At 40.9% G+C, this 22817-nt stretch carries 24 protein-coding genes, 1 pseudogene and 1 other annotated feature; of the genes and pseudogenes, 8 read left to right on the forward strand and 17 right to left on the reverse strand.

Going from position 1 to position 22817, the window contains the following annotated elements; translation table 11 throughout:
* Nucleotides 1–133: 133 nt before the first annotated feature.
* Together ABG082_RS13710 and ABG082_RS13715 are read left to right on the forward strand one after the other, a co-directional pair.
* A complete protein-coding gene (locus ABG082_RS13710) occupies nucleotides 134–1321 on the forward strand; it encodes an MFS transporter (RefSeq protein WP_065460922.1) in 1188 nt (395 codons plus the stop codon).
* A gap of 13 nt (nucleotides 1322–1334) precedes the next feature.
* Nucleotides 1335–2174 (forward strand): aldo/keto reductase, encoded by an 840-nt coding sequence (locus ABG082_RS13715; protein ID WP_050827590.1) that lies wholly within the window; start codon nucleotides 1335–1337, stop codon nucleotides 2172–2174.
* Between the two features lie 44 nt (nucleotides 2175–2218).
* Here ABG082_RS13715 and ABG082_RS13720 read toward each other — a convergent pair whose 3' ends face one another.
* From ABG082_RS13720 to ABG082_RS13745, 6 genes are all read right to left on the reverse strand, one after another.
* On the reverse strand, nucleotides 2219–3718 hold the full coding sequence (locus ABG082_RS13720; RefSeq protein ID WP_008343015.1) for an extracellular solute-binding protein: 1500 nt from the start codon (nucleotides 3716–3718) through the stop codon (nucleotides 2219–2221).
* Between the two features lie 25 nt (nucleotides 3719–3743).
* The gene (locus ABG082_RS13725; protein WP_098680761.1) at nucleotides 3744–4604 is read right to left on the reverse strand and encodes a carbohydrate ABC transporter permease; all 861 of its coding nucleotides are present in this window, start codon (nucleotides 4602–4604) and stop codon (nucleotides 3744–3746) included.
* Between the two features lie 218 nt (nucleotides 4605–4822).
* Nucleotides 4823–5575, reverse strand: coding sequence for an NAD(P)-dependent oxidoreductase (locus tag ABG082_RS13730; protein ID WP_272511814.1), 753 nt, complete (start codon nucleotides 5573–5575; stop codon nucleotides 4823–4825).
* Nucleotides 5576–5627: 52 nt separating this feature from the next.
* Entirely contained in the window at nucleotides 5628–6530 is a 903-nt protein-coding gene (locus ABG082_RS13735) for an alpha/beta fold hydrolase (protein ID WP_017367887.1), read from the reverse strand.
* 130 nt (nucleotides 6531–6660) lie between these two features.
* Complete coding sequence (gene leuS / locus ABG082_RS13740; protein ID WP_019743697.1) at nucleotides 6661–9075, reverse strand: leucine--tRNA ligase; 2415 nt, start codon at nucleotides 9073–9075, stop codon at nucleotides 6661–6663.
* A 97-nt stretch (nucleotides 9076–9172) separates the two neighbouring features.
* Nucleotides 9173–9394 (reverse strand) — a binding site (T-box leader).
* Nucleotides 9395–9496: 102 nt separating this feature from the next.
* Nucleotides 9497–9826, reverse strand: a complete 330-nt coding sequence (locus ABG082_RS13745; protein ID WP_008343006.1) for a DUF4257 domain-containing protein — start codon at nucleotides 9824–9826, stop codon at nucleotides 9497–9499.
* 425 nt (nucleotides 9827–10251) lie between these two features.
* Between ABG082_RS13745 and ABG082_RS13750 the strand changes: the two genes are divergently transcribed.
* Both ABG082_RS13750 and ABG082_RS13755 read left to right on the forward strand, forming a co-directional pair.
* The gene (locus ABG082_RS13750; RefSeq protein WP_007501884.1) at nucleotides 10252–11055 is read left to right on the forward strand and encodes an STAS domain-containing protein; all 804 of its coding nucleotides are present in this window, start codon (nucleotides 10252–10254) and stop codon (nucleotides 11053–11055) included.
* A gap of 84 nt (nucleotides 11056–11139) precedes the next feature.
* Entirely contained in the window at nucleotides 11140–11838 is a 699-nt protein-coding gene (locus ABG082_RS13755) for a hypothetical protein (protein ID WP_348936188.1), read from the forward strand.
* Nucleotides 11839–11898: 60 nt separating this feature from the next.
* Here ABG082_RS13755 and ABG082_RS13760 read toward each other — a convergent pair whose 3' ends face one another.
* The 6 genes from ABG082_RS13760 to ABG082_RS13785 are packed head-to-tail and all read right to left on the reverse strand — an operon-like array spanning nucleotide 11899 to nucleotide 16368.
* Nucleotides 11899–13209 (reverse strand): ABC transporter permease, encoded by a 1311-nt coding sequence (locus tag ABG082_RS13760; protein WP_008342997.1) that lies wholly within the window; start codon nucleotides 13207–13209, stop codon nucleotides 11899–11901.
* Complete coding sequence (locus ABG082_RS13765; RefSeq protein WP_007501890.1) at nucleotides 13199–13897, reverse strand: ABC transporter ATP-binding protein; 699 nt, start codon at nucleotides 13895–13897, stop codon at nucleotides 13199–13201. Before ABG082_RS13765 ends, ABG082_RS13760 begins: the two co-directional genes overlap by 11 nt.
* Nucleotides 13898–13918: 21 nt before the next feature.
* The gene (locus tag ABG082_RS13770) at nucleotides 13919–14914 is read right to left on the reverse strand and encodes an ABC transporter ATP-binding protein (protein ID WP_148780143.1); all 996 of its coding nucleotides are present in this window, start codon (nucleotides 14912–14914) and stop codon (nucleotides 13919–13921) included.
* Nucleotides 14908–15786: an ABC transporter ATP-binding protein gene (locus ABG082_RS13775; RefSeq protein WP_007501894.1), complete on the reverse strand. Its 879-nt coding sequence runs from the start codon at nucleotides 15784–15786 to the stop codon at nucleotides 14908–14910. Before ABG082_RS13775 ends, ABG082_RS13770 begins: the two co-directional genes overlap by 7 nt.
* Complete coding sequence (locus tag ABG082_RS13780) at nucleotides 15779–16171, reverse strand: GntR family transcriptional regulator (protein WP_017358353.1); 393 nt, start codon at nucleotides 16169–16171, stop codon at nucleotides 15779–15781. The genes ABG082_RS13775 and ABG082_RS13780 overlap by 8 nt, the downstream gene beginning before the upstream one ends.
* Nucleotides 16172–16188: 17 nt before the next feature.
* On the reverse strand, nucleotides 16189–16368 hold the full coding sequence (locus ABG082_RS13785) for a hypothetical protein (RefSeq protein WP_008342991.1): 180 nt from the start codon (nucleotides 16366–16368) through the stop codon (nucleotides 16189–16191).
* A 183-nt stretch (nucleotides 16369–16551) separates the two neighbouring features.
* Between ABG082_RS13785 and ABG082_RS13790 the strand changes: the two are divergent.
* Nucleotides 16552–16742, forward strand: a pseudogene (locus ABG082_RS13790) (IS1595 family transposase); the annotation flags it as partial.
* 35 nt (nucleotides 16743–16777) lie between these two features.
* On the opposite strand, the gene ABG082_RS13795 reads toward ABG082_RS13790, so the two are convergent.
* A complete protein-coding gene (locus tag ABG082_RS13795; RefSeq protein ID WP_144684188.1) occupies nucleotides 16778–17110 on the reverse strand; it encodes a hypothetical protein in 333 nt (110 codons plus the stop codon).
* A 140-nt stretch (nucleotides 17111–17250) separates the two neighbouring features.
* Nucleotides 17251–17526 carry a YtzC family protein gene (locus ABG082_RS13800; RefSeq protein ID WP_008361717.1) on the reverse strand — a complete coding sequence of 92 codons (276 nt, stop codon included), beginning with the start codon at nucleotides 17524–17526 and terminating at the stop codon, nucleotides 17251–17253.
* Between the two features lie 152 nt (nucleotides 17527–17678).
* On the opposite strand from ABG082_RS13800, the gene ABG082_RS13805 reads away from it, so the two are divergent.
* Both ABG082_RS13805 and ABG082_RS13810 read left to right on the forward strand, forming a co-directional pair.
* A complete protein-coding gene (locus ABG082_RS13805; protein ID WP_017358356.1) occupies nucleotides 17679–18644 on the forward strand; it encodes a TIGR01212 family radical SAM protein in 966 nt (321 codons plus the stop codon).
* Complete coding sequence (locus ABG082_RS13810) at nucleotides 18641–19219, forward strand: class I SAM-dependent methyltransferase (RefSeq protein WP_019743686.1); 579 nt, start codon at nucleotides 18641–18643, stop codon at nucleotides 19217–19219. The genes ABG082_RS13805 and ABG082_RS13810 overlap by 4 nt, the downstream gene beginning before the upstream one ends.
* A gap of 20 nt (nucleotides 19220–19239) precedes the next feature.
* On the opposite strand, the gene ABG082_RS13815 is transcribed toward ABG082_RS13810, so the two are convergent.
* The 3 genes from ABG082_RS13815 to ABG082_RS13825 all read right to left on the reverse strand — a co-directional run bounded on the left by ABG082_RS13815 (nucleotide 19240) and on the right by ABG082_RS13825 (nucleotide 22118).
* A complete protein-coding gene (locus tag ABG082_RS13815; protein WP_242730945.1) occupies nucleotides 19240–20016 on the reverse strand; it encodes a sporulation protein in 777 nt (258 codons plus the stop codon).
* 213 nt (nucleotides 20017–20229) lie between these two features.
* Entirely contained in the window at nucleotides 20230–21309 is a 1080-nt protein-coding gene (locus ABG082_RS13820) for a tetraprenyl-beta-curcumene synthase family protein (RefSeq protein WP_348936189.1), read from the reverse strand.
* 29 nt (nucleotides 21310–21338) lie between these two features.
* Nucleotides 21339–22118: an alpha/beta hydrolase gene (locus ABG082_RS13825; protein ID WP_007501904.1), complete on the reverse strand. Its 780-nt coding sequence runs from the start codon at nucleotides 22116–22118 to the stop codon at nucleotides 21339–21341.
* A 45-nt stretch (nucleotides 22119–22163) separates the two neighbouring features.
* Here ABG082_RS13825 and ABG082_RS13830 point away from each other — a divergent pair, with 45 nt between their 5' ends.
* Complete coding sequence (locus ABG082_RS13830) at nucleotides 22164–22679, forward strand: gamma carbonic anhydrase family protein (RefSeq protein WP_008342977.1); 516 nt, start codon at nucleotides 22164–22166, stop codon at nucleotides 22677–22679.
* Nucleotides 22680–22817 lie beyond the last annotated feature (138 nt).

Consider the following 22817-nt stretch of genomic DNA (forward strand, 5'->3'; position numbering starts at 1 on the left):
GCTGAACAGGCACTTTTTAGTACCTATATTACAAAAAAGTACGTACTTTTTTTTCTGTCATCTATGTTAGATAATAACTCTTGCCGATCGGCTTCGTCTATCAAAATGTCATGAAAGAAGGATGTGAATCACGATGCAAAACAAACAAAATCACTTTGCCCTTCTCGCACTAGCGATTAGTGCATTTGCTATAGGTACAACTGAATTTATCTCTGTAGGTCTTCTGCCGATGATCTCAGAGGACTTTGGCGTGAGTGTCAGCCAGGCCGGCTGGACCGTTTCTTTATATGCGCTCGGTGTTACCTTTGGCGCGCCAATTCTAACCTCACTTACGTCAACGATGAAAAAAAAGACATTGCTTTTGCTCATTATGCTCGTCTTTTTGATCGGAAATACACTCGCCACGATTGCCCCGACTTTTTCTGTACTCTTAATCGGACGAGTGATTTCAGCCCTATCACATGGCGTATTTATGTCGATTGGCTCGACCATTGCCGCAAGCCTTGTGGTGAAAGAAAAGCGGGCAAGCGCTATTGCCTTTATGTTCACTGGTTTAACAGTCGCTACTGTGACCGGTGTGCCATTCGGTACGTTTCTTGGTCATGAGCTCGGCTGGCGGACGTCATTTGGTGTGATTGTCATGATTGGCCTAATCGCACTGATTTCTAACTATTTCCTTGTTCCGTCTCAATTGAAACAGGGCGTGAAAACAACGTTTAAGGATCAAGCAGCCTTATTAAAGTCGAAAAGAATGTTGCTTTTATTTGTCATTACTGCTACAGGGTATGGAGGAACCTTTGTCGTCTTCACCTATTTATCCCCTCTCTTACAGCATGTGACAGGTCTTGCGCCTGGAACAGTTGCCTTGATCCTGCTGTTATACGGGATTACCATCGCCGCTGGGAATGTCATTGGCGGAAAAGCAGCGAATAAACAGCCAATGAAAGCACTGATTTATATGTTTATCATTCAAAGTCTCATCTTGTTTATCCTTAGCTTTACTGCTGGATTTATGGCACTCGGGATTGGAACTGTAATGCTGATGGGACTGTTTGCTTTCATGAACGTACCCGGCCTTCAAGTTGCCGTCGTTGATTTTGCGGAAAGGTATACACCCGGAGCTGTCGATGTTGCTTCCGCTCTGAATATCGCTGCCTTTAATGCAGGTATCGCCATTGGTTCATTTTTAGGCGGCATCGTGACAGATACCCTTGGGCTTGTGCATACCGGCTGGGTTGGCGGCATCATGGTGCTCATGGCGGCCATACTCACGATGGTGAGTCATCAAATCGAACAAAAAGAATACAAACAAACCATGTAAAGGAGTCTTTCATATGAACAATTTACAAAGTACAAAAACATTAAACAACGGCGTCCGCATGCCAGGATTTGGTCTTGGGGTCTTTCAGGTTGAAGAGGGAACGGAATTAATTGAAGCTGTTAAAACAGCCATTCAATTAGGATATCGCAGTATTGATACAGCTTCTATTTACGGCAATGAAGAAGGTGTTGGACGAGGCATACAACTTGGTCTAGCAGAAACAGGCCTTCGCCGCGAAGACATCTTTGTGACATCCAAAGTGTGGAATGCCGATTTAGGATATGAAGCGACACTAAAAGCATACGAAGACAGCCTGAAAAAACTTCAGCTTGATTATCTTGATCTGTATTTAATTCACTGGCCAGTTGAAGGGAAATACAAGGAAGCATGGCGCGCGCTTGAAACGCTGTACCGTGAAGGAAAAGTCAGAGCCATCGGTGTGAGTAACTTTCAGCCGCATCATCTAGACGAATTATTGAAAGATGCGGACATCATTCCAGCAATTAATCAAGTCGAGTTTCATCCAAAACTCACGCAGGAAACGCTGTTTACGTATTTGAAAACACATGGCATCCAAATGGAAGCCTGGTCACCACTTATGCAGGGAGAGCTGCTGCACCACCCGCTGATCACGGAGCTTGCGGGCACATACAGCAAAACACCTGCTCAAATTATTTTGCGCTGGGATGTGCAAAAAGGCGTCATTACGATTCCTAAATCAACGAAAGCCCATCGTTTAAAAGAAAATGCCGATATTTTTGATTTTGTCCTATCTGATGAGGATATGAAGCGCCTGTCTGACTTAAATGAAAATAAACGAATTGGTCCTGATCCAGACAACTTCGATTTTTAATGAAAACACCCCCGCTTTTTACTAAGCGGGGGTCTTCATGTTCATCATTTTGATTTTTTAAAGGAAGCTTCATATTCTTCTATGATTTTATTTCCACCATTTGATTTCCACTTCTCTACATCTTTCTTAAATTGTTCTTCGTTGATATCACCAAGAATGAACTTATAGGTCGCATCATCGATGATTTTCTTCAATTCATTTCCTCGCTCTGATGCTGTTTCTGAATACAGGCTTTCAGCAGGGTTAGCGACAATGATGTTTTTATTGTCTTCTTCCAGCTCTTCATATTTTGTACGAACTGCATCGCCTTTATTTTTCAAGTAACGTTTATCAATCCCTACGAGGCTGACAAGCGGCTGTACATCTGTCTGCCAGCTTTTCACTTGGCTTTCTTCCCTCACAAATGTATTTCCATCTTGTTTGTTATAATGCTTTCCATCAATCCCGTATGTCATGAGACCATACACGTCTTCTTCTGCAATTCGGTCAAAGAAAGCCAAAATTCTCTTTAACTCTGCTTCTGATTTGACGCTTGTTTTCGGGAAGGCGAAGATGCCATTATGGCCGCCTGATGCCCATACACGTTCTTTGCCATCTGGGCCTTTGATTCGGTTGATAATATCCACTTCCATGTTTTTATCTGTTGCATCATCTCTTAAGTTCACTGCATCTACCATATTTCCAACATAGATACCCGCTTTTCCTTGTGAGAACAATTCTTGCTGTTGCGTTTTGCTTGTGACTGGGAAGTCTTTGTTTATATAGCCGTTGTCACGCAGCTTTTTCATATATTTCATTGTATTCATATACTCATCCGTCATAAAGTCTGGCGTAAATTTGCCGTTTTCTTCTTTCCAATCTGTTGGCATTCCTTCATAAGAACCAAGCGTTTTAAATGCACCGTAAATCAAATCGTTACGGTCTGTAAAACCAATTGTATCGTCCTTGCCATTTTTGTTCGGATCTTTTTCAGTAAATGCCTTGGCTACTTCATAAAGGTCATCCAGCGTTTTTGGTGTATCCAAATTTAAATTTTCAAGCCAATCCTTTCGAATGACAATCCCTTGTCTTGAAAGTGGTCTCTCTCTATAAATGCCATAAAGCTTCCCATCGATAGAGGCATTTTTATTAATCAGTTCGTTCATCTTACTTAAATTTGGATAATCCTTTAAGTATGGACCGATTTCCCAGAACATGCCTGATCTAAACGCATTGATAGCAGATGAATTCTTAATGTCTTGAATCGTCACAATTTGTGGGAGGTTCCCTGCGGCAAGTGCTGAATTTAAACGGTCTTCTTTCACCGCATCAGGCACCCACGTAATATCAAGCTCTGTATTTGTGAGCTTCTCAATCTCTTCTAACACTGAATCTTTTGGCGGCTGCTGATGATACAAAATCGCCATCCATGTCAGTTTCACCTTTTTGTCTAAATCAACCTTTTCATCTGATGAGCTTGCTCCTTTACTTGAACAAGCTGACAGAATACCGCTTGCGGCAAATAACAAAACAAAGGCAATCAGCCATAATTTCTTTCTCCCCATAAGATCCCTCCGTTATTCCATCTTTTTAACCCTTTACAGAACCTAGTAATGCCCCTTTGTTGAAATGCTTTTGAATAAATGGATAGACAAGCAGAACGGGAATGGTCGCCACGACGATGACCGCCATTTTAATGGTTTGGTCTGGCGGCGGTGTTGATGAGCCCATATCTGACATATCTCCCTGCATACCGCTTGATACAATGACGATTTGTCTTAACAGGACCTGAATCGGCCATTTCACTGAATCGTTTAAATATAAAATGGCTGTCATGTACGTATTCCAATACGTCACGGCATAAAAAAGTGAAATCGTCGCAATAGCTGGCAAAGAAAGTGGCAGCACAATTTTAAAGAAGATCCCTAAGTCGTTACAGCCGTCCATCTTCGCTGATTCTTCAAGGCTTGCCGGAATGTTTTGAAAGAAGTTTTTCAAAATGATCAAATTGAATGCATTGATGGCCACTGGCAGAATGAGTGACCAGTAAGTATCAAGCAGCCCAAGTGTTTTCACGACAATAAACGTCGGAATCATCCCTCCACTAAACAGCATCGTGAAGACAACGAGAAACATGAGGGTTCTCCTGCCCTTTAGCTCCTGACGAGACAGCCCATACGCCATAAGTGAGGATAAAAACATGCTGACCGCTGTTCCAACGAGTGTCACAAGAATGGATACAATCAGGCTGCGATACACAATATCTGTAGAAAAGATATAGCGATAGGCCTCTAGAGAAAATGTCGTTGGAAACAAAATAAACTTCTTTGAGATGACCTCTTCTACTGTCGCAAAAGAGGCGGCAATGACATGGATGAACGGGAGCACACATATTAATGCGAACATGAGTAGAAAAGAGTAATTAAATACATTGAACAATCGGCCTTTAATAGAACGATCTATGTTCATCACGCCCTTTCTTTGTAAGCGTTATCATTTCGTCTGAACATAAGCTGCAGCCTTTGACGATATCGTGATTAAAATGTAACAAACGGGGGAAGAAAGCGTCTATAATCATCATGACAGACCACAGAGATGATCATGCCATTCGTGCTTTTAGCCTCATCAATGAAAAGAAAAAGATCATGAGCTAATGTCATGATTATGCCCTATGCCTGATCGTTTTCTTTCAGAATTTCTGCCGTATTGACATCTGGCCTGTAGCCTAACTCCTGCTTCGTTTTCTCAGTAGACCAAGGTTTTCCTTCGTTTTCTGATACGGCATAATAAGTCCCGAATGGAACGTCCGTTTCGATGGCAGCCTTGATCATGCCGAAAAGGTCTTCATGTGAAAGAAGCGTTCGTTTCGTTCTTTTTTTGGTGTGCAATCCTTCCATCTCATCTGTCACGACGGTTCCAATTCTCAAATTGATGACAGACATACCTGTTTGATCGTGAAACAAACGCCCAAGCTGTTCGGAAGCAAATTTTAAAATGCCATACACATTTTTCGTTGCTGGTACATCATCAGTCGTAATTTCTCGCCCTAGTAAGGAGTGACCATCTTTTTCATATCGATCTGTCACATGATTACTGCTTGCAAAAATGACTTTTGGAATGCTTAACCGGGCCGCTGAACGAAACATATCATACGTGCTTTTCCAAAACACATCATTCATTTTTGCAAACTCCTTTTCATTCATCACATCATGCGTCATGTCCACGTTTAAAAGATGAATGATCACATCTGTATCTCTTGGGATGACTTGAAACAAATTCTCTTCAATTGCCGCATCTGCCATGATGACTTCTTCTACACACCTTGTTTGATCAATGATGGTCACGTCATACTCCGAAGAGAGCTCTTTAGTTAATAAACGTCCGATGACACCACATCCGCCAATCATGGTGATTTTTTTCATCTGTTTCCTCCTTCATCTTTTATCGGAGTAGTATGTCCATGCCATCTGTTGATTACAGCCACTTTTTCAAAAAACGTGTAGCCTCGTGGCGCATAGCAGCCGTTTCAAAATGACCTGCATGTAGACCTACAAGCTGATAACGTTCCTTTAAGGAAGCAGCTTGATAGGCTTGACTTAATGTCTGTTGAATTCGTCCAACACCTTCAGCAGGTGTAAGCTGATCATGCTTTCCAACTAAGCTTAAATGCGGTCTTGGGAAAATCATTTCTTGGATGTCAGCTGCTGTAAAGTGCTTAGCTAAGCTTGGTACATAATAGTAAAAACCGTGTCTATCTAAATGATTTGTTTCAATCAATGTGTGATGATCAACCTGTGCGCAAAGATCCACACACACACTGACCCTCTCATCAAGTGCTGCCGTCCACCATGAAAGAAGACCGCCCATTGACATCCCAAAAACAGCTAAACGCTCTGGGAGCACATCAGAGCGGGACAGCAAATAATCAATTGCACACATGCTCTCATACAGCATCATGCCCCACATCACTTTTCCTGTTAACAGCATTTCTTTGAAAATTTCACTTTCAGTTCTGCCCCTTCTTTCACCAAATCCCGCGTGGTCAATCGCCAACACACTATAACCTTTTGAAGTGAATTCTTTTGCGTATGAAGGCGCTTGCAAATAATGAGCCCCCTTCAATAACTCTTCTTTCCCATCCACATAATTCCCACCATGAGAATGCTGGAACAAGACAACAGGCCTTTTTTTCACTGTATCTTTCGGCTTCACAAAATAAGCCGGAACTTCCTCCACCCCATGAATAGAGAGAATGAGTGTTTCTACTAAGTACGATTCACGTTCCTCAATCTTTAACGTATACGCCTCCACACGATGGCGCTCTGGCATTTCCCCTAATAAACTGAGCAGTTGTTCACGTTTGCTTTCCTTTTCCATTGACGTCACTCCTCATTTTCTTGATCAACTTGTTAAATACGAGATTGATGGGGGAATCACCTTGTTTTCGACAAAATTATGTCCCGGGAAATAAACAACACCCACCGGTATCAACCGATGGGTGCGTTCATTAGTTCGCGACAATATTGACAAGTTTTCCAGGAACCGCAATCACTTTACGGATTGTTTTCCCTTCAAGCTGTTCTTTTATCCGTGCATCATTTTTCGCAAGCTCTTCTAGCTGCTCTTTTGTTGCATCAGCAGGAACCGTTAATTTTGCTTTCACTTTTCCATTTAGCTGTACGACAATTTCCACTTCATCATCGACAAGTTTTGACTCATCATATTGCGGCCATGCTTCATAAGAAATAGACCCTTCATGACCAAGTTTGTTCCAAAGCTCTTCCGCTACATGCGGTGCAATTGGAGAAAGAAGTTTCACAAAGCCTTCTGCATATTCTTTCGGCAGTGTGTCAGCCTTGTATGCATCGTTGATGAACACCATTAATTGTGAAATCCCAGTATTGAAACGTAAGCCTTCATAATGATCCGTTACCTTCATGACGGTTTCATGGTAGCTGCGCTCTAATGGCCCGCCAGATTGCTCTGTCACTTTATCACTGATGGAGCCATCTTCATTTGTAAACAGACGCCATACACGATCTAGGAAACGACGAGCACCATCAAGACCTGTTTCAGACCAAGCAATTGACGCATCTAAAGGCCCCATGAACATTTCATACAGTCTTAATGTATCTGCACCATGAGATTCTACAATATCATCTGGATTGACAACGTTCCCTTTGGATTTACTCATCTTTTCATTGTTTTCTCCAAGGATCATTCCTTGGTTGAACAATTTCATGAAAGGTTCTTTTGTTGGGACAACACCGATATCATACAAGAACTTATGCCAGAAGCGCGCATATAGAAGATGCAGTACAGCATGTTCTGCTCCGCCGATATACACATCAACCGGAAGCCATTTCTTTAGCTTTTCAGGAGATGCAAGCTCTTCTGAGTTATGTGGATCAATATAACGCAAGAAATACCAGCAGCTGCCTGCCCATTGCGGCATTGTATTCGTTTCACGGCGGCCTTTCTTACCTGTTACAGGATCTACAACCTCAACCCAGTCTTTAATATTAGCTAAAGGTGATTCACCTGTTCCGCTTGGCTTAATCTCAGTCGTCTTAGGCAAAATCAGTGGAAGCTCTTCCTCTGAAACAGCTGAAGATGTTCCGTCCTCCCAATGAATAATTGGAATTGGCTCTCCCCAGTAACGCTGACGGCTGAACAGCCAGTCTCTTAAACGATAAGTGACTTTCTTTTCACCTTTTTGATGTTCTTCTAGCCATGCAATCGCTTTTTCAATTGCTTCTTCTTTCCCTAAGCCGTTTAAGAAATCAGAGTTGATGTGCTTTCCATCACCTGTGTAGGCTTCTTTGTCAATGTCTCCGCCTTCAACAACCTCTTTGATTGGAAGATCGAATGTTTTGGCGAATTCATAATCACGCTCATCATGAGCAGGAACTGCCATGATCGCTCCAGTGCCATATGTGGCTAACACATAATCTGCAATCCAAATCGGCATCTTTTCCCCATTCAATGGATTGATGGCATAAGCACCTGTGAAAATGCCCGTTTTCGTTTTAGCAAGATCTGTCCGCTCTAAGTCACTCTTAGATTGAATTTCTTTGATATATGCTTCAACTGCTTCTTTTTGAGCAGCTGTTGTAATTTTTTCAACTAGTGCATGCTCTGGTGCAAGAACGGCATATGTTGCACCAAATAGTGTATCAGGACGTGTTGTAAATACCGTAAACTGTTCGTCATGTCCTTCTACTTCGAAGTGAACATGTGCACCTTCAGAACGTCCAATCCAGTTGCGCTGCATATCTTTGATGCTTTCAGGCCAATCAATGTCTTCTAAATCTTCTAACAGCCTGTCCGCATATGCTGTAATTTTTAGCATCCATTGCTTCATTGGACGTCTTTCAACAGGATGCCCTCCGCGCTCACTTTTCCCATCAATGACTTCTTCATTTGCAAGGACTGTACCGAGTGCTGGGCACCAGTTTACAGGTACTTCATCAATATACGCCAATCCTTTTTCGTACAATTTCAAGAAAATCCACTGTGTCCATTTATAATAATTCGGATCTGTCGTGTTAATTTCTCGATCCCAATCATACGAGAAGCCTAATGATTGAATTTGACGGCGGAAATTATTAATGTTCTCTTCTGTAAATGCAGCTGGATCATTTCCTGTATCCAGCGCATATTGTTCCGCTGGAAGACCAAATGCGTCCCATCCCATTGGATGAAGAACATCGTATCCTTGCATACGTTTCATACGTGATAAAATATCCGTTGCTGTGTATCCTTCAGGATGCCCTACATGAAGCCCTGCTCCTGATGGATAAGGAAACATATCTAGCGCATAAAACTTTGGTTTATCTTCCGAGTCAGATGTGGCGAATGTTTTATGTGTCAGCCAATAATCCTGCCACTTCTTTTCAATTTCCCGATGCTGAAAACTCAATGTGAAAACCTCCTTTAATGTGTACGGCTTTATCTGCACAGATGACCACTGCAAGAATTCAGATTTTTCTAAAATCAACAAAAAACCCTCATCCCTAGAAAGGGACGAGAGATTTTTTGGTTCCCGCGGTACCACCCTTGTTAGCGTCATGAACTGTTCATACGCTCACTTAATATCTTTAACGCAGACATGCGACAGAAGCTTTAACGCAACTGCAACTCTGAGGCGAGTTCAGAAGCAGATTTGATTGACTTTCACCAGCCGTCAATTCTCTAAAGACAAATACTGCTTTCCTACTACTCCTCTTCACTGTTCTTATCGTAACCGTCATCTAAGTAGTATTTTATAGAATTATGATCATAAGTGCAAGCAGGTTTGTATACAATGGGAATGTACCCTAGACTAGGGTAAAGTGAGGATATTATTCGTGTGGAGATCGGTTATGACGGTTGGAGCCTGCATCCTGTGAACGTTCTTCTCTCACAAAATCGAAGCTTCGCAGAACTGCTTCTCCTCCGTAACCTGAAATAATGGATAAGATGATCAAGTGCAGACTAGATTCGGGATTTGAGGATAAGACAAGCAGTGTAGCAGCAATCATCCCAACGAGCCAATCTTCAATAAACCCTAGATAAATAAACTTCTTTGTCATTCTGGGCTTCTCTAGCCTGCCTTTTTTCTTTACGTGACCGAGAATGCCCATGACCCCTCCAATGGCGCAAGCAATAATGACTTGTTGCAGCATTTTCATCACCTTCCTAAAGCCCTTAGAATAGTAAAGCGACTTCAGGCTGTCCAGCCCCCTGTAATGCCATTCTGCTGTTCCGTCATAATCCATGTAAAAGGTCTATTCTCTCTAACGAAGAAAAAAAGCTTGTTTCTTCCATTATATGTGAATGACCCAAAAACAATCTTGATGCATTGGAATCATTTTTACCTAATCCATATTAACTATTTTTGTCATTTTATGAATTTTCCTCAAATGATCCCTTCTTTTTCTAATGAAAAGTCTCCTTACTTACTCTATTCTAATGGAGGACAAACTATGATGACAAATTTAACAAAGCGATTGCAATCATTGAAACAGAACATATGTTATGTTACGTTTAAAAAGAATTCATTTGGTTTCAAAAAAACCATCTTAAATGTCTAATAGTAGCAGCAAAGGAGGGTAATATGGTCAGCTCGAACATCTTCGGATTGCAAAAACAGCTTGAACTCATAAAAAAAGCGCTGGATCATGCGCGGATTGGTGTTGTCATTACAGACCCTTCTTTAGAGGATAACCCTATCGTTTATGTGAATCATGGCTTTACACAAATGACTGGATACAAACCAGATGAGATTCTTGGACGTAATTGTCGATTCCTCCAAGGAAAAGACACAAATCAAGAGCAACTTGCCTTAATACGTCACGGAATTCAAAACAAAACACCTATTACCACACAGCTCAAAAATTATAAAAAAGACGGTACTTTTTTTTGGAATGAACTCAATATAGATCCTCTATACATTGAACAAGATGACAAAACATTTTTTATTGGCTTTCAAAAGGACATTACAAAGCAGAAAGAATATGAACAACTCCTAGAAGATTCCTTACAGGAAGTCACCTCTCTGTCGACGCCAATTGTCCCAATCAAAAATGGTGTTTCCGCTCTTCCACTCATCGGAAAATTATCAGAAGAACGCTTTGATGCCATCGTCGCGAAGTTAACTTGTATATTAGAAGATTCAAAGGATGATTATTTAATTGTCGATCTTTCTGGTTTAATCGATGTCGATGATTCCGTTGCAGCGCGAATTTTCAAACTGCATCACCTGCTGAACTTAACTGGAACTGAACTCATCATCACTGGGATCAAACCACAGCTTGCGATGAAAATGAAAGACTTAGATACAGACTTCCAGAATACGATCACTTACTTAACAGTAAAAGAAGCAATCAAAGGATTGCCATTAGCTGAAAACCCTGTATAAACAGGGTTTTTTTAATTGAACCGCTCCCCAAAATGGAAAAATGAGGTATGATAGGTATAAATAGCGATATAGGGGGGCTGCCAGATGATGATGTTACTCATCATAGGTCTTTTATGTATTTGTTTCGCCATAGGATATGCCGTCAATTTCTTATTACTTAAACACCAAAATCAACAAATCTTTTCAAAAAAACTCTTCTATCCTTTTTTGACCATTGGTCTTGTTTTTTCTATTATGTCATTACCGTTTGCCGGCACAGGTGCTCCGAAAGCACAAGCAGATCCATCTTCTGAACAGCTGCTGAAAGAGCAAAAACAATTAGCATCTGACCTTTCTCGTCTAAAGGAAGACAAAGAAACGCTGACGGCCTCTTTAGAAGACGTGACCAAAGAAAAAGAAAAGCTATCCAAGAAATTAGAAACCATCACCTCCGAAAAGAAGACAGTCAAACAGCAAGAAAAAACCATCCATGAGCTTGAAGAGAAAATAGACAAGCTAACCTCTACAAACGAAACACTCAAAAAAGAACACCAGAAAGTAAACAAAGACACCACGTCATCGGCCCAGCGATCTGCTCCTAAAGATGATGGGTCGAATACTGGCGGTCATGAGTCACAAAAAGAAACAAAAAAAGAATCTGCCGCCTGTCATATTAAAGGAAGTGTCAACGGCATCTATCACACACCGAGCAGCAGATACTACTCACGGACAAAAAACGTGACCAAAATGTTCTGCTCCGTAGAAGAAGCTGAGCGTGCAGGGTACCGGGCACCAAAGCAATAGACATCTTTTGACGATAAAAAAACCTCCTGTCAGCCCACTATAGGTACAGGAGGTTCTTCTTTAAATTTCTCTTCTTAATGCTGTTAATACATTCGTTTTTGTCGCCTTACGTGCTGGATTGAGTCCAGAAATAATGGCGACTCCTGCACTAATCACTGTTGCTGTGACCACAAGGCTTAGCGGAATATAGGAGAAGGTGATCGAGAATTGATCACTGGATCCCCCTTCAGACATGGAAGACAAAATCGCTGGAATGATTAAATTCACTGCAAAACTAACGATGTACGAGATGATAATCCCGATGATCGATCCAATCACCCCAATATAAGCACTTTCCATGAGGAACATTCGCTTAATAATGGAAGGATTCGCACCGATGGCTTTCATGATCCCAATCTCTTGTGTCCGCTCTGTAACGGCCATTGTCATCGTATTGAAAATGCCAATCGCCGAAATAATGACCGCAATACATCCAACAAAGATGAGTCCAATTTTAAAGACTGTAAAGAACATATCCATTCCTTCAAGCTGATTCGTCACAGAGATGACTTGATAGCCGTCATCTGTCAGCTTATCTGTGAGCGCACCGACATTGTCGAACTTATCAGCATAGACAGACGTCATTTTTTCGACATTTCCTGCATCAGGAGACAGATCGAGCACTTGACTAAATTCTTTTTCATAAGCATTCGGAATAAGAATTTTATGATCCTGCTGCCACTCCAAATTCGGTTTCTTCAATACACCGACGACACGGAAATCGAACGTCTTTTCTTTCACCACTTCATTTTCTTCATTCAGTTTTGGTACCTTGATTTGAATGACTTTGTTTAAAATTTCCTTCGTATAGCCTTTTGGCTCTTCCGGTGTCTCTTCACCATTTGATGTCTGATTCATTTCTTTTTCATAGTCTTTTCGTTCTTTTTCCGTCCAAAGTTGTTCTGCCATTTGATACCCAACTACAATTTCATTCGCCGATGTTGGGACTTTTCCACGGTCTAGTTCAAGGCCTGCCTCTTTTTCTTCTTTCATATCTGTCAGTACAGCCTGCGTATCACTTGAGCGATTATCGAGCTCGACGTGAACCGATGGAATGATTGACGTTCTCGCAACGACAGATTTCGCATGATCATATTTCTTTAAATCGTCAACCTTGACGTCACCTTTTTCTTTGCCTAACACTTTAATTTCTGTGATAATTTGTTGTTTCATGATTTCATCTTGAGCCGATTTTTGCAGACCAAAACCAACTGACGCTAGAACGATTAAGAAAGAGCATGCCATTGTCGTTGCAAGTATGGTCATAAACACACGCAATCTATTTTTCTTCATATTTCTTCTGATGAATTTGACCTGATCTCTAAATTTCAATGGACTGATCCCCTTTCTTTAATACACCATCATGAAGCTGGAACGTTGTGTCTGCGATTGAAGCGACTTCATCGTCATGTGTAATGATGACAAATGTAATTCCTTTTTCACGATTAAGCTGTTGGATAAAGGCTAGAATTTCGCCTTCAGTTTCTGAATCCAGACTGCCTGTTGGCTCATCCGCTAAAATAATAGACGGATTAAGGATCAAGGCTCTTGCAATACTCACACGCTGCTGCTGTCCACCTGACAGTTCATTAGGATAATGTCCTGCGTGATGTTCCAGTCCAACTCGTTTCAGCATTTCCTTTACTTTCACTTTTCGCTCAGACGGCTTCACACCTTTTAAAGTGAGCGGAAGTTCAACGTTCTCATATGTTGTTAAACTCCCGATCAATTGAAAGCTTTGAAAGATAAAGCCAAAATGATCTAACCGAAAGTCTGCCCATTCCTTCTCATTAAAGCCGGTCACATTGGTGCCATCAACCATAATTTGTCCGCTTGTTGGCGTAATATATCCCGATATTAAATTCAGTAAAGTTGATTTCCCCGAACCGCTTCGTCCGACGATACATGCAATTTCGCCTCTTTTAATAGACAAGTCAATGTCTTTGAGCACAGGAATCTCGTTCTCCCTGCCCTTTTTCCCAATTTTAAACACATGATCTAACGATTGAATTTGAATCATCTCTACTCCCCTGCTCTCTGTTTATCTTTTTCGATAGATTAAGAAATAACTCGTCAGCGCGCCTACAGCTCCACCGATTAACATGCCAGCGATATAACCAAAAATGGAATTGTCTGAAGAAAATCCAACCCAGCCAAATCCTAGAACACCGAAGGCAATGACCAATATCTGAATGGGCCTATCCATTTTAGGGTAAACAAAGAATCGTCCATTTCGTTCAACTGGATGTTTAATAAAACTAAACAAACCAATGAGATAAAATACGATTAGCATCACAATTGGCACGATGAATTCTACACCTGTAAACCAAATTGGATTTTCAACTAAATTTCGAAATTGAAAACGGTCTGTTATATAAGTAATTGGAGCTATGGGCATAATAAAGTAGTCATAACTGATATCAACCCAACTTCTATCCGTTTTTAATAAATAGTCTAAATGAAACATCGGTAGCCAAATTAATAAATAAGGTAAAATTGATGTACTGAATGTAACAATGGCTTGACTAATTGCGCTTCCTGTTAAAGCACCTGCTGCAAGACACAAACTATAAAACATTAAGGTGGACACAAGTGCAATCAAATAACCACTGTTAAACGCAATCGTATATTGTGGTTGAATGCATAAAATGAGTATATAAGTAAAGACATATGACAATAGATGAACAAGCGTGATAATTCCGGCACCTAGGAAAAACTTTGTGTGATAAATGGTCGTTCTGCTAAACGGCAAAGATAAAGTAAAATCAATTTGCCCTTTATTTCTTTCAAAACCCAACTGGGTAATTGCAAAAATTAAACTCATCGTCCATGAAAAGGTGATAAACATATCAGAACCGAAATCATAATAAAAGTAATTATCGAGTGGTGTACAAGTCGGATCGTTTAAACAAGTTTGAAAGGATGAGTATCCCATTAAAAAGGATAATGGCGTCGCAAAGACCGCAACAAGCATCACTAAAATGAATGTCAGCTCAGACTGCTTCCATTCCTTATATAACAATTGCCGCTTTACCATCTGCGTTTCCCTCCAAACTTTGCAATGAATACTTCTTCTAAATTTACAGGCAGTTCATGCCAGACTTTTGGTTCAAGCGATTTCAAATACTCTTTTGCTTCTTCATCTGTTTTGAGTACAAGTGCTGTATAGAACACACCCGCTTGATCTAAGATGGCAACGCCTTTTTTTCTAATACTTAAGTTCATATCCTCTTCAAATGCCATCTGGATTTTGACGTAGTCATTCTTTAATTCATCTAAATCCATAACACTTGTGAGCTGATTTCCTTCCAAAAACCCGATTCGGTTACACATACGCTCAATATCCTCTAAACGGTGCGATGTAATTAAAATCGTTGTTTGTCGTTCTGCCACCTCGTCAATCATCAGCTGAAGAACGTCATTTCTTGTGACTGCATCAATCCCGTCTGTCGGCTCATCTAACAAAATGACTGCTGGTTTGATGGCAAAACTTAAAATGAGAGACAGCTGTTTCTTTAAACCTGTCGACAATTCACGGTATTTCACTTTTTCCGGAATCTCATACCGGTTCACAAGCTCATTGGCATATGTCACGTCAAACTTTGGATACAGTTGTTTTAACAGCTTCACAAGCTGTCCATAATTGTACCGGTCAAAGTAGGGATTTACGACTGGCATATACACAATATTTTGCTTCACTAACGGGTGGTCTTTTACGAGTACATCTTTAAAATAAATCTCTCCTTCATCTGGAAGAAGGATTTGCTGAATCAAGCGAAGAAGTGTTGTTTTACCAGAGCCATTCCGGCCAAGCAGACCAAAGATCTCTCCTTCGCCTATCTTGAAGGAAACGTTGCTGAGTACTTCACGTCCATTTAATTTCTTTGATACATTTCTGACCTCAATCAACTTGGTTTCCTCCTTTTAGACTTGAGCCGATCTCCTCCAACCACTCTTTGAGTTGATGAATATCAATACCGGCATAATGAGCTTCAATAATGAGTTGCCTTAATTGCTCCTTCATCTCTAACACCTTCCCTTCATTCAGCTTTAACTGTGCACCTTCTGTCACATACGTTCCACGGCCTCTTAATGTTTCAATAATTCCTTCCCGTTCAAGCTCTTTATACGCTTTGCTGACGGTGTTTGGATTCGCAATAATAATGGTGGCAAGCTCTCTCACAGAGGGCAGTTTGTCACCTGGTTTCATCACGCCTTTTAAGCACAAAATTTTTAACTGCTCAATGATTTGTTCATATATTGGTGCAGCGCTTCTTGGATCTATTTGAATCATGATGGCTCCCTCTTTTCTCATTCATGCTTTTGCAGTCCTATCGCTTGATCATGTCCTTGCATTAAAGGGACCGAATTTGGAATGAAATCTTTTTGAACTTCAAAACCAATGAAAACGAGAACGAAAAAAAATGTACATGCTAACGCAACAGCCAGCACCATCCACTTTAAATTGATTGGTTTTTTTTCTTTTTTCATGGTTAAACACCTTTCTTCACGTTTAAGTGTCTATAGTGTATTAGTTGATATAGTACACTTAATACAATATAGACACTTGATTGAAAAGTCAAGGGACTCTAGAAAAAAATAGGCAGACGAACCAGATAAAATTTACGAAACTACTCAAAAGCATTCGTGAAGTCAGGTTTGCTTCTGGTTTAGGGTGTTCAACACGTTCAACACGTTCATCACTTTCATAATCGCCTGAAAAAGTGGATGGAGCGTTTTAAGGAGTTGCAACAAAATATTTGGAAAACTACCTATGCTACTTCCGATGGCTTGATAAGGAAAAGAATGTAGCATTTGAAAAACGAGTAGAGCAAATGCTTGTTTTAGCGTGTCAAAGTGCATAATAAAAGACCCCTAATATTGAGGTCTCTACAATGTTTTAATTAGATACTATTCCTTTGTTTTTGGACTTGCTTTTGAACAGGATTAGCACCCACCATACTAATAAAAATATATAGCCTATAACTGTAAAGATAGACCAAACTGCCCCCTGTCGCAATTGACTAAATAAGTGTTCAAATTCATTCATTCCTTCTACTCTACCAATGCTATTTATCAGGCTAATCATCGGAATTGTAACAGTAAATACAATGGTTAGAATGGACAATCCCCTTTGTTTATTTTTCACAACACTGAATATTGCGGTTCCTAATGTTGCTAAGAAAAACAAGTAATATAATGCCCAAAACCAATCAGGAAGAGTCACCCACATTTCTTCTACCCCTTTGAAGATATTTGCAATTTCTCTATATAACATACTTTAACAGAATAAAAACCTATGACAAATATATATCCAAAAACAACGAAAACAGCCAAAAAATAAAACAGACCCTTAAAAGAAGGATCTGTTCATCATTCGTTATCGTATGAAATACCCAAAATCATTTGGTTTTGCAGACTTTGAATTTGTACACGCGTTCTGTCTAAACGTTCTCTTTGCTGATCATTGGCGACATCTTTTAACTTTTCTAATTCATTCACTGCATCCTCTAGCATGAGCTGCGCTTTTGAAAATTCTTCCTCGTTATAATGTTCTTGGCGAGAGCTCAAATCAAACTGTTCGCTTGCAAACTCGAGAGTCTCAGTGCTTTTTTGGACAAATTCATCGATTGATTTTCTTGTTGCCATCTTGCCATTCCTCCATTTCATCATCGTTCTCGCCTATTTTGCCCACGTAAAGCTTTTTCACTAAAGAAAATGTTGGACAGATTCAATTGTCCTCTTTCGTGATTTTTGTTAAACTTTAAGGATGCCTATTATTATGCAAGGAGGTTACTGACTTGGATCAGCATAACCCTTTTTTATATTCAAACAGCGAAAAACGTTATCACACATGGAATTATCATTTGCGTGAGCACTTTGGTCATAAAGTATTTAAAGTCGCATTAGACGGCGGCTTTGATTGTCCAAACCGTGATGGTACTGTCGCACATGGAGGCTGCACATTTTGCAGCGCAGCAGGATCTGGTGATTTTGCAGGGAACCGGGCGGATGATCTCATCACTCAATTTAATGAAATCAAGGACCGGATGCATACAAAATGGAAAGACGGAAAATACATGGCGTATTTCCAAGCTTACACAAATACACATGCGCCGCTGCCTGTTTTAAAAGAAAAATACGAAACCGTTATGAATCTGGATGGAGTGGTTGGTTTATCGATTGCCACAAGACCTGATTGTCTGCCAGATGACGTGGTGGAATATTTAGCTGAGTTAAACGAACGGACGTATCTATGGGTTGAACTTGGTCTACAAACTGTACATGAGCGGACAGCGATGCTCATCAACCGTGCTCATGATTATGAATGCTACGTAGAAGGTGTAGAAAAACTGCGAAAACATGGCATTCGAGTCTGTTCACATATCATCAACGGTCTTCCTCTTGAAAACCGAGATATGATGATGGAAACAGCAAAAGCTGTCGCTGATTTAGATGTGCAAGGAATTAAAATTCATCTACTTCACCTGTTAAAAGGAACACCGATGGTGAAGCAATATGAGAAAGGCAAACTAGAATTTCTCAGCCAAGAGGAATATGTCCAGCTTGTCTGTGATCAGCTGGAGATCCTGCCGCCAGAAATGATTATTCATCGTATTACAGGCGATGGTCCCATTGAATTAATGGTAGGTCCAATGTGGAGTGTGAATAAATGGGAAGTGCTCAATGCCATAAATGCTGAGCTTGAAAGACGTAACAGCTACCAAGGCAAACGCTTCGTCAGATTGGAAGAAGCGGCAAAATGATTTTAAAACGGATGCTCCCTTTTAGTAAAGAGCTGTTAGAACGTGCTTGCCAAAAAGGCGATATTGTCATTGATGCAACGATGGGAAATGGCCATGATACACGCTATTTAGCTGACCTTGTCGGGAAGGATGGACAAGTTTTCGCATTCGATGTACAGAAGGAAGCCATCGAGCAAACAAGCAAAAGACTTGGTGAGCACTACCCTTACGTTCACCTGATCCATGACGGACATGAACAACTTGCTGAGCATCTGCCAGCCGAAGCTTATGGTCACATATCTGGTGCAGTGTTCAATCTTGGGTACTTACCAGGAGGCGATAAAACCGTCACAACTCAGGCCCATACAACCATTGAAGCGATCAAACAGCTCATTGATTGGCTTAAGCCTGGAGGTCTGATCGTTCTTGTGATTTACCACGGTCATCCCGAAGGAAAAAAAGAGAAGGACATCCTTCTTGATTATTGCAAAACACTCCATCACGAAGAAGTACAGGTGATCTCTTATCAATACATGAATATTCAAAACGATCCGCCCTTCGTGGTAGCCATCGAAAAAAAACTCAAATCCTCTTAATGGATTTGAGTTTTTTTTATTTAATAAGCGTATTGGTCAATGATTTCTTCAAGCACTACTTCCAGTTCTTCTACATCTGCAAGCTCTGATTGAGTAAAGCGGACACGTACAAGCTGTTCTCCGTCATTATACATTTCTTCCAGCCAGCCACGCAGCCCTCTTGCTCTGCGGTCAACTTCAAAAATGAGATCTAGCCCCTCTTCATCAATGAAGAAAATCACCTCTAACTCATCAAGCATTTGACGATAATAGTCGGAAGTCGGTATGAACTCAAACTCTTGAACAAAGGGAAGGCGGCGCCTGAAATAAGGTGCTTCTTCACAGTCTGCTTCATGAAGGTGAAAGCCTAAGTTTCCGACAGCCTCAAGCACACGATTCACCCAAGGGTGCGCGCTTACGAAAATGCGGTCATGATCAAATTTATCAATACCACCTTGAATATCAAGGTCTGTCACAACAGCCACCTCTACTTTACCTACAGTCATTGGTGTATCAAGAGGAAGGTGAAATGAGAATGTAAACTGCTGGGCTTCCCCAGGCTGAATCGTGAATGATTCAGTCACTCGGACAGAATGGATGGTTGTGTGTTTTCGCTGCTCTTCATCATCTTTTACAATGGTGTACCATGTTTTCAACTTTAAATCAATATAGCGAATATCTTGAGGCACTTTTCCGCCCTTCACATGGACTGTTCCCTTTACTTCTTCTCCCGGTTCATACGCATCTTTCTCCAAAATTGTATCCACTTTTGCTGCACCGATTCCTACACTTGCTGCAAACTTTTTAAAAAATGACATATTCGACCTTCCCCTTTTTTAAGTTTTTCAACAAATATACGTCATAAGGAGTAGATGCGATTAATACTTTCCTCCTATTTTTCGTACACTAAGAATAATATCGGCAGCAAATAAGAGGATTGTAATGAAAAAAGAGGATACAAGCGAAACAGTTCAAAACAAAAAAGCTTGCAGAAAAACATTTTCTACAAGCTGATGAGCTTACTTTATCCTTTATGAAGATTTCTTCCAAGGCATTTTCTGATAGGTGCGATAGGCTCTGCCATTGATATAGAAAAAGAACGATGTTTTCCCGCTTGATTTGATCAACCGCTTTGCCAGCTTGTTCATCTCTTTTTGGGCTATCACTTTTTCATCAGACAAATAGACCGCAAGTAACCCTCTATTGATTAGTTTGTGAAAATTCTCGTGTGGAATGCCTTTCAGCTGTTCATCCGCTTTTTCAATAAAATGCTGTAGTCTATCCATCATCTCATGATGAGAGTTGTAGTACGAGCAAAAATTCAAATCGCCTTCCAGCCTGTCCTCTTCTTGGTCGATTAAATAGTCCAGTAAGATATGCAGACCTTGGATATAAGGGAAATAGCTTTCGTAAATTTGCTTCGCCTGCTTCTCTGTAAAATCAGGCTGCAGTGCATAAGCCACAAGACAGAAAATACCCAGCGTTGATCCTGCACATGCGGAAAACTCATACCACTCCATTTTCGGTAAATCCTTTTCATACTGGCGGAACCATGACTCTAATCGGGGTTCACGCTCATGAGGAACCACATGCTTATGTACTTGTAAATCACTATAATAATCACACAGCGTATGTAAATAGGGCTGAATGATCGGATAATGCGCTAGACGTGACAGCACATCTTGGCACGTCCTGACTAGCGCATGCAGGTACCCATGATCCTCTTGATCATCACGGAATTGATAATACGGCTTAAGCTCCGCATGAATATCGAGTGCATCTCTCATTGCCTGATGCAGCATATGAAAATCCTTTGGATCAAGTGATGTACTGCGGTCACACAAATTATCTAAGTAATCGCTAATCGTTTGGTACGCCACAATGAATTCAATACACGTTTCCTTCGCTTCACCTGCAAGAAGAGATAAAATTCCTCCGCCTTCACAGTGAAAGGTTTTACTGGATATGCTCGCTAGTGCCTGCGTTCTCAGTTCTTCATTTTCAATCATTTCTGCATGCGCCCGCCACTTTTTTAGCTCCTGATGAACTAGCGGAAAAATATCTTTATACACCTTCGTCATCAGTGCAAAAGGACGTTCTGGTACTGACAAATCAATCCACCCCCAACTTAAGCTCACAATCAAATATATTGATCAGTAAAGGCTCTTGCCGCCTTAAACACTTCTTCTCGCTCGGGCTCATTAAAAATTTCATGATAAAGCCCTTCCCATTCACGGTATGATTTATTGGTTGATTCAATGCCATTGAACCATTTCATCACTCTTGTTTTATCTACAATCTTGTCATCGCCTGCCTGCATGAGCAGGAGCGGAATCGACCGAAAGACATTCGTAGGCTGCATCGCCGCATCGATATTTTTGACCAGTTCTCGATACCAGCGAACCGACACCTTCGTCACATAAAGCGAATCATTCGAATCCGCCTCAATCACATCTTGATTCCGTGTGGCAAGTTCGATCGACAGCCCAGATTCGACTTTAAAAGACGGCGCCAGCACATTTAGCCCTTTTGACGCAAAATCCATCAGCTTCTTCGGTTTAAATTGCAGACCTAAACAAGGTGATGATAAAATAAGGCCATCAATCTTCGTATGGGTATACTGCTTGAACCATTCAATCGAAATCAGTCCCCCCATACTATGTCCAAGTAAAAATGTCGGAAGTCTGAACGACTTCGCATGTTCAATCCATTCATCGACTGTATCAATGTATTCTTGAAAAGAACGAATGTGGCCTCTCGCACGTGTCGATGTCCCTTGCCCAGGCAGGTCACCCATGACGACGTGATAGCCTGCATTTCGCCACATTTCGATCAGCCATTTATATCGGCCATGATATTCACTAGCACCATGTACAATGACAATTGTACCAACCGGTCTTTCAGCATGCCAAGTCCACAAAGTAAACACCTCACAAATGTTGTATTAAGAAAGGAAGTCGAAAAAGTGATTTATCCATATCATCAGTTTACACCTGAGATTCATGAATCGGTCTTTGTTGCAGAAAACGCCACCATTACAGGTGATGTCACAATTGGAGAATATTCAAGCGTTTGGTTCCAAACGGTCATTAGAGGCGATGTAGCTCCTGTAAGAATTGGAAAAAACGTCAACATTCAAGACTTATCCTGTCTGCATCAAAGTCCCGGAAAAACACTTCTGATTGAAGATGGTGCTACCATTGGACACCAAGTCACATTACATAGCTCTATCATTCGAAAAAATGCCCTCATTGGCATGGGATCCATTATTCTCGATGGTGCGGAAATTGGCGAAGGAGCCTTTATTGGTGCAGGCAGCCTTGTCCCGCAAGGAAAAGTCATCCCAAAAGGTTCACTCGCTTTTGGCCGTCCAGCCAAAGTCGTTCGCCAGTTAACAGATGAAGATATCCAAGACATGGATCGTATCCGCAGAGAATATGTAGAAAAAGGACAATACTATCGTTCCCTTTTATCGCGTTAACATCATACATGTATCTTCACTTTATCATGTTTTTTTCAGGATATTAAGCAATAACTGTGTACCGCTTGTTATTTTACCCTTTTCCACCACTTTCTATCATGACAAAAAAGGTTTTCAGCACAAAGCTGAAAACCTTTT

This window comes from Bacillus sp. BS1807G30 (assembly GCF_040047675.1).
Classification (GTDB): Bacteria; Bacillota; Bacilli; order Bacillales; family Bacillaceae; genus Bacillus; species Bacillus altitudinis.

What these genes read in the sequence shown, in the direction of transcription:
- ABG082_RS13795 (WP_144684188.1), bottom strand. Translation starts at nt 17,110, where the DNA reads ATGTGGGTGACTCTTCCTGATTGGTTTTGGGCATTATATTACTTGTTT.
- ABG082_RS13800 (WP_008361717.1), bottom strand. Translation starts at nt 17,526, where the DNA reads ATGGCAACAAGAAAATCAATCGATGAATTTGTCCAAAAAAGCACTGAG.
- ABG082_RS13780 (WP_017358353.1), bottom strand. Translation starts at nt 16,171, where the DNA reads ATGATTCAAATAGATCCAAGAAGCGCTGCACCAATATATGAACAAATC.
- ABG082_RS13735 (WP_017367887.1), bottom strand. Translation starts at nt 6,530, where the DNA reads ATGGAAAAGGAAAGCAAACGTGAACAACTGCTCAGTTTATTAGGGGAA.
- ABG082_RS13720 (WP_008343015.1), bottom strand. Translation starts at nt 3,718, where the DNA reads ATGGGGAGAAAGAAATTATGGCTGATTGCCTTTGTTTTGTTATTTGCC.
- ABG082_RS13770 (WP_148780143.1), bottom strand. Translation starts at nt 14,914, where the DNA reads ATGGTAAAGCGGCAATTGTTATATAAGGAATGGAAGCAGTCTGAGCTG.
- ABG082_RS13785 (WP_008342991.1), bottom strand. Translation starts at nt 16,368, where the DNA reads ATGAAAAAAGAAAAAAAACCAATCAATTTAAAGTGGATGGTGCTGGCT.
- ABG082_RS13710 (WP_065460922.1), top strand. Translation starts at nt 134, where the DNA reads ATGCAAAACAAACAAAATCACTTTGCCCTTCTCGCACTAGCGATTAGT.
- ABG082_RS13730 (WP_272511814.1), bottom strand. Translation starts at nt 5,575, where the DNA reads ATGAAAAAAATCACCATGATTGGCGGATGTGGTGTCATCGGACGTTTA.
- ABG082_RS13810 (WP_019743686.1), top strand. Translation starts at nt 18,641, where the DNA reads ATGATTTTAAAACGGATGCTCCCTTTTAGTAAAGAGCTGTTAGAACGT.
- ABG082_RS13815 (WP_242730945.1), bottom strand. Translation starts at nt 20,016, where the DNA reads ATGTCATTTTTTAAAAAGTTTGCAGCAAGTGTAGGAATCGGTGCAGCA.
- ABG082_RS13715 (WP_050827590.1), top strand. Translation starts at nt 1,335, where the DNA reads ATGAACAATTTACAAAGTACAAAAACATTAAACAACGGCGTCCGCATG.
- ABG082_RS13745 (WP_008343006.1), bottom strand. Translation starts at nt 9,826, where the DNA reads ATGAAAATGCTGCAACAAGTCATTATTGCTTGCGCCATTGGAGGGGTC.
- ABG082_RS13750 (WP_007501884.1), top strand. Translation starts at nt 10,252, where the DNA reads ATGGTCAGCTCGAACATCTTCGGATTGCAAAAACAGCTTGAACTCATA.
- ABG082_RS13765 (WP_007501890.1), bottom strand. Translation starts at nt 13,897, where the DNA reads ATGATTCAAATTCAATCGTTAGATCATGTGTTTAAAATTGGGAAAAAG.
- ABG082_RS13755 (WP_348936188.1), top strand. Translation starts at nt 11,140, where the DNA reads ATGATGATGTTACTCATCATAGGTCTTTTATGTATTTGTTTCGCCATA.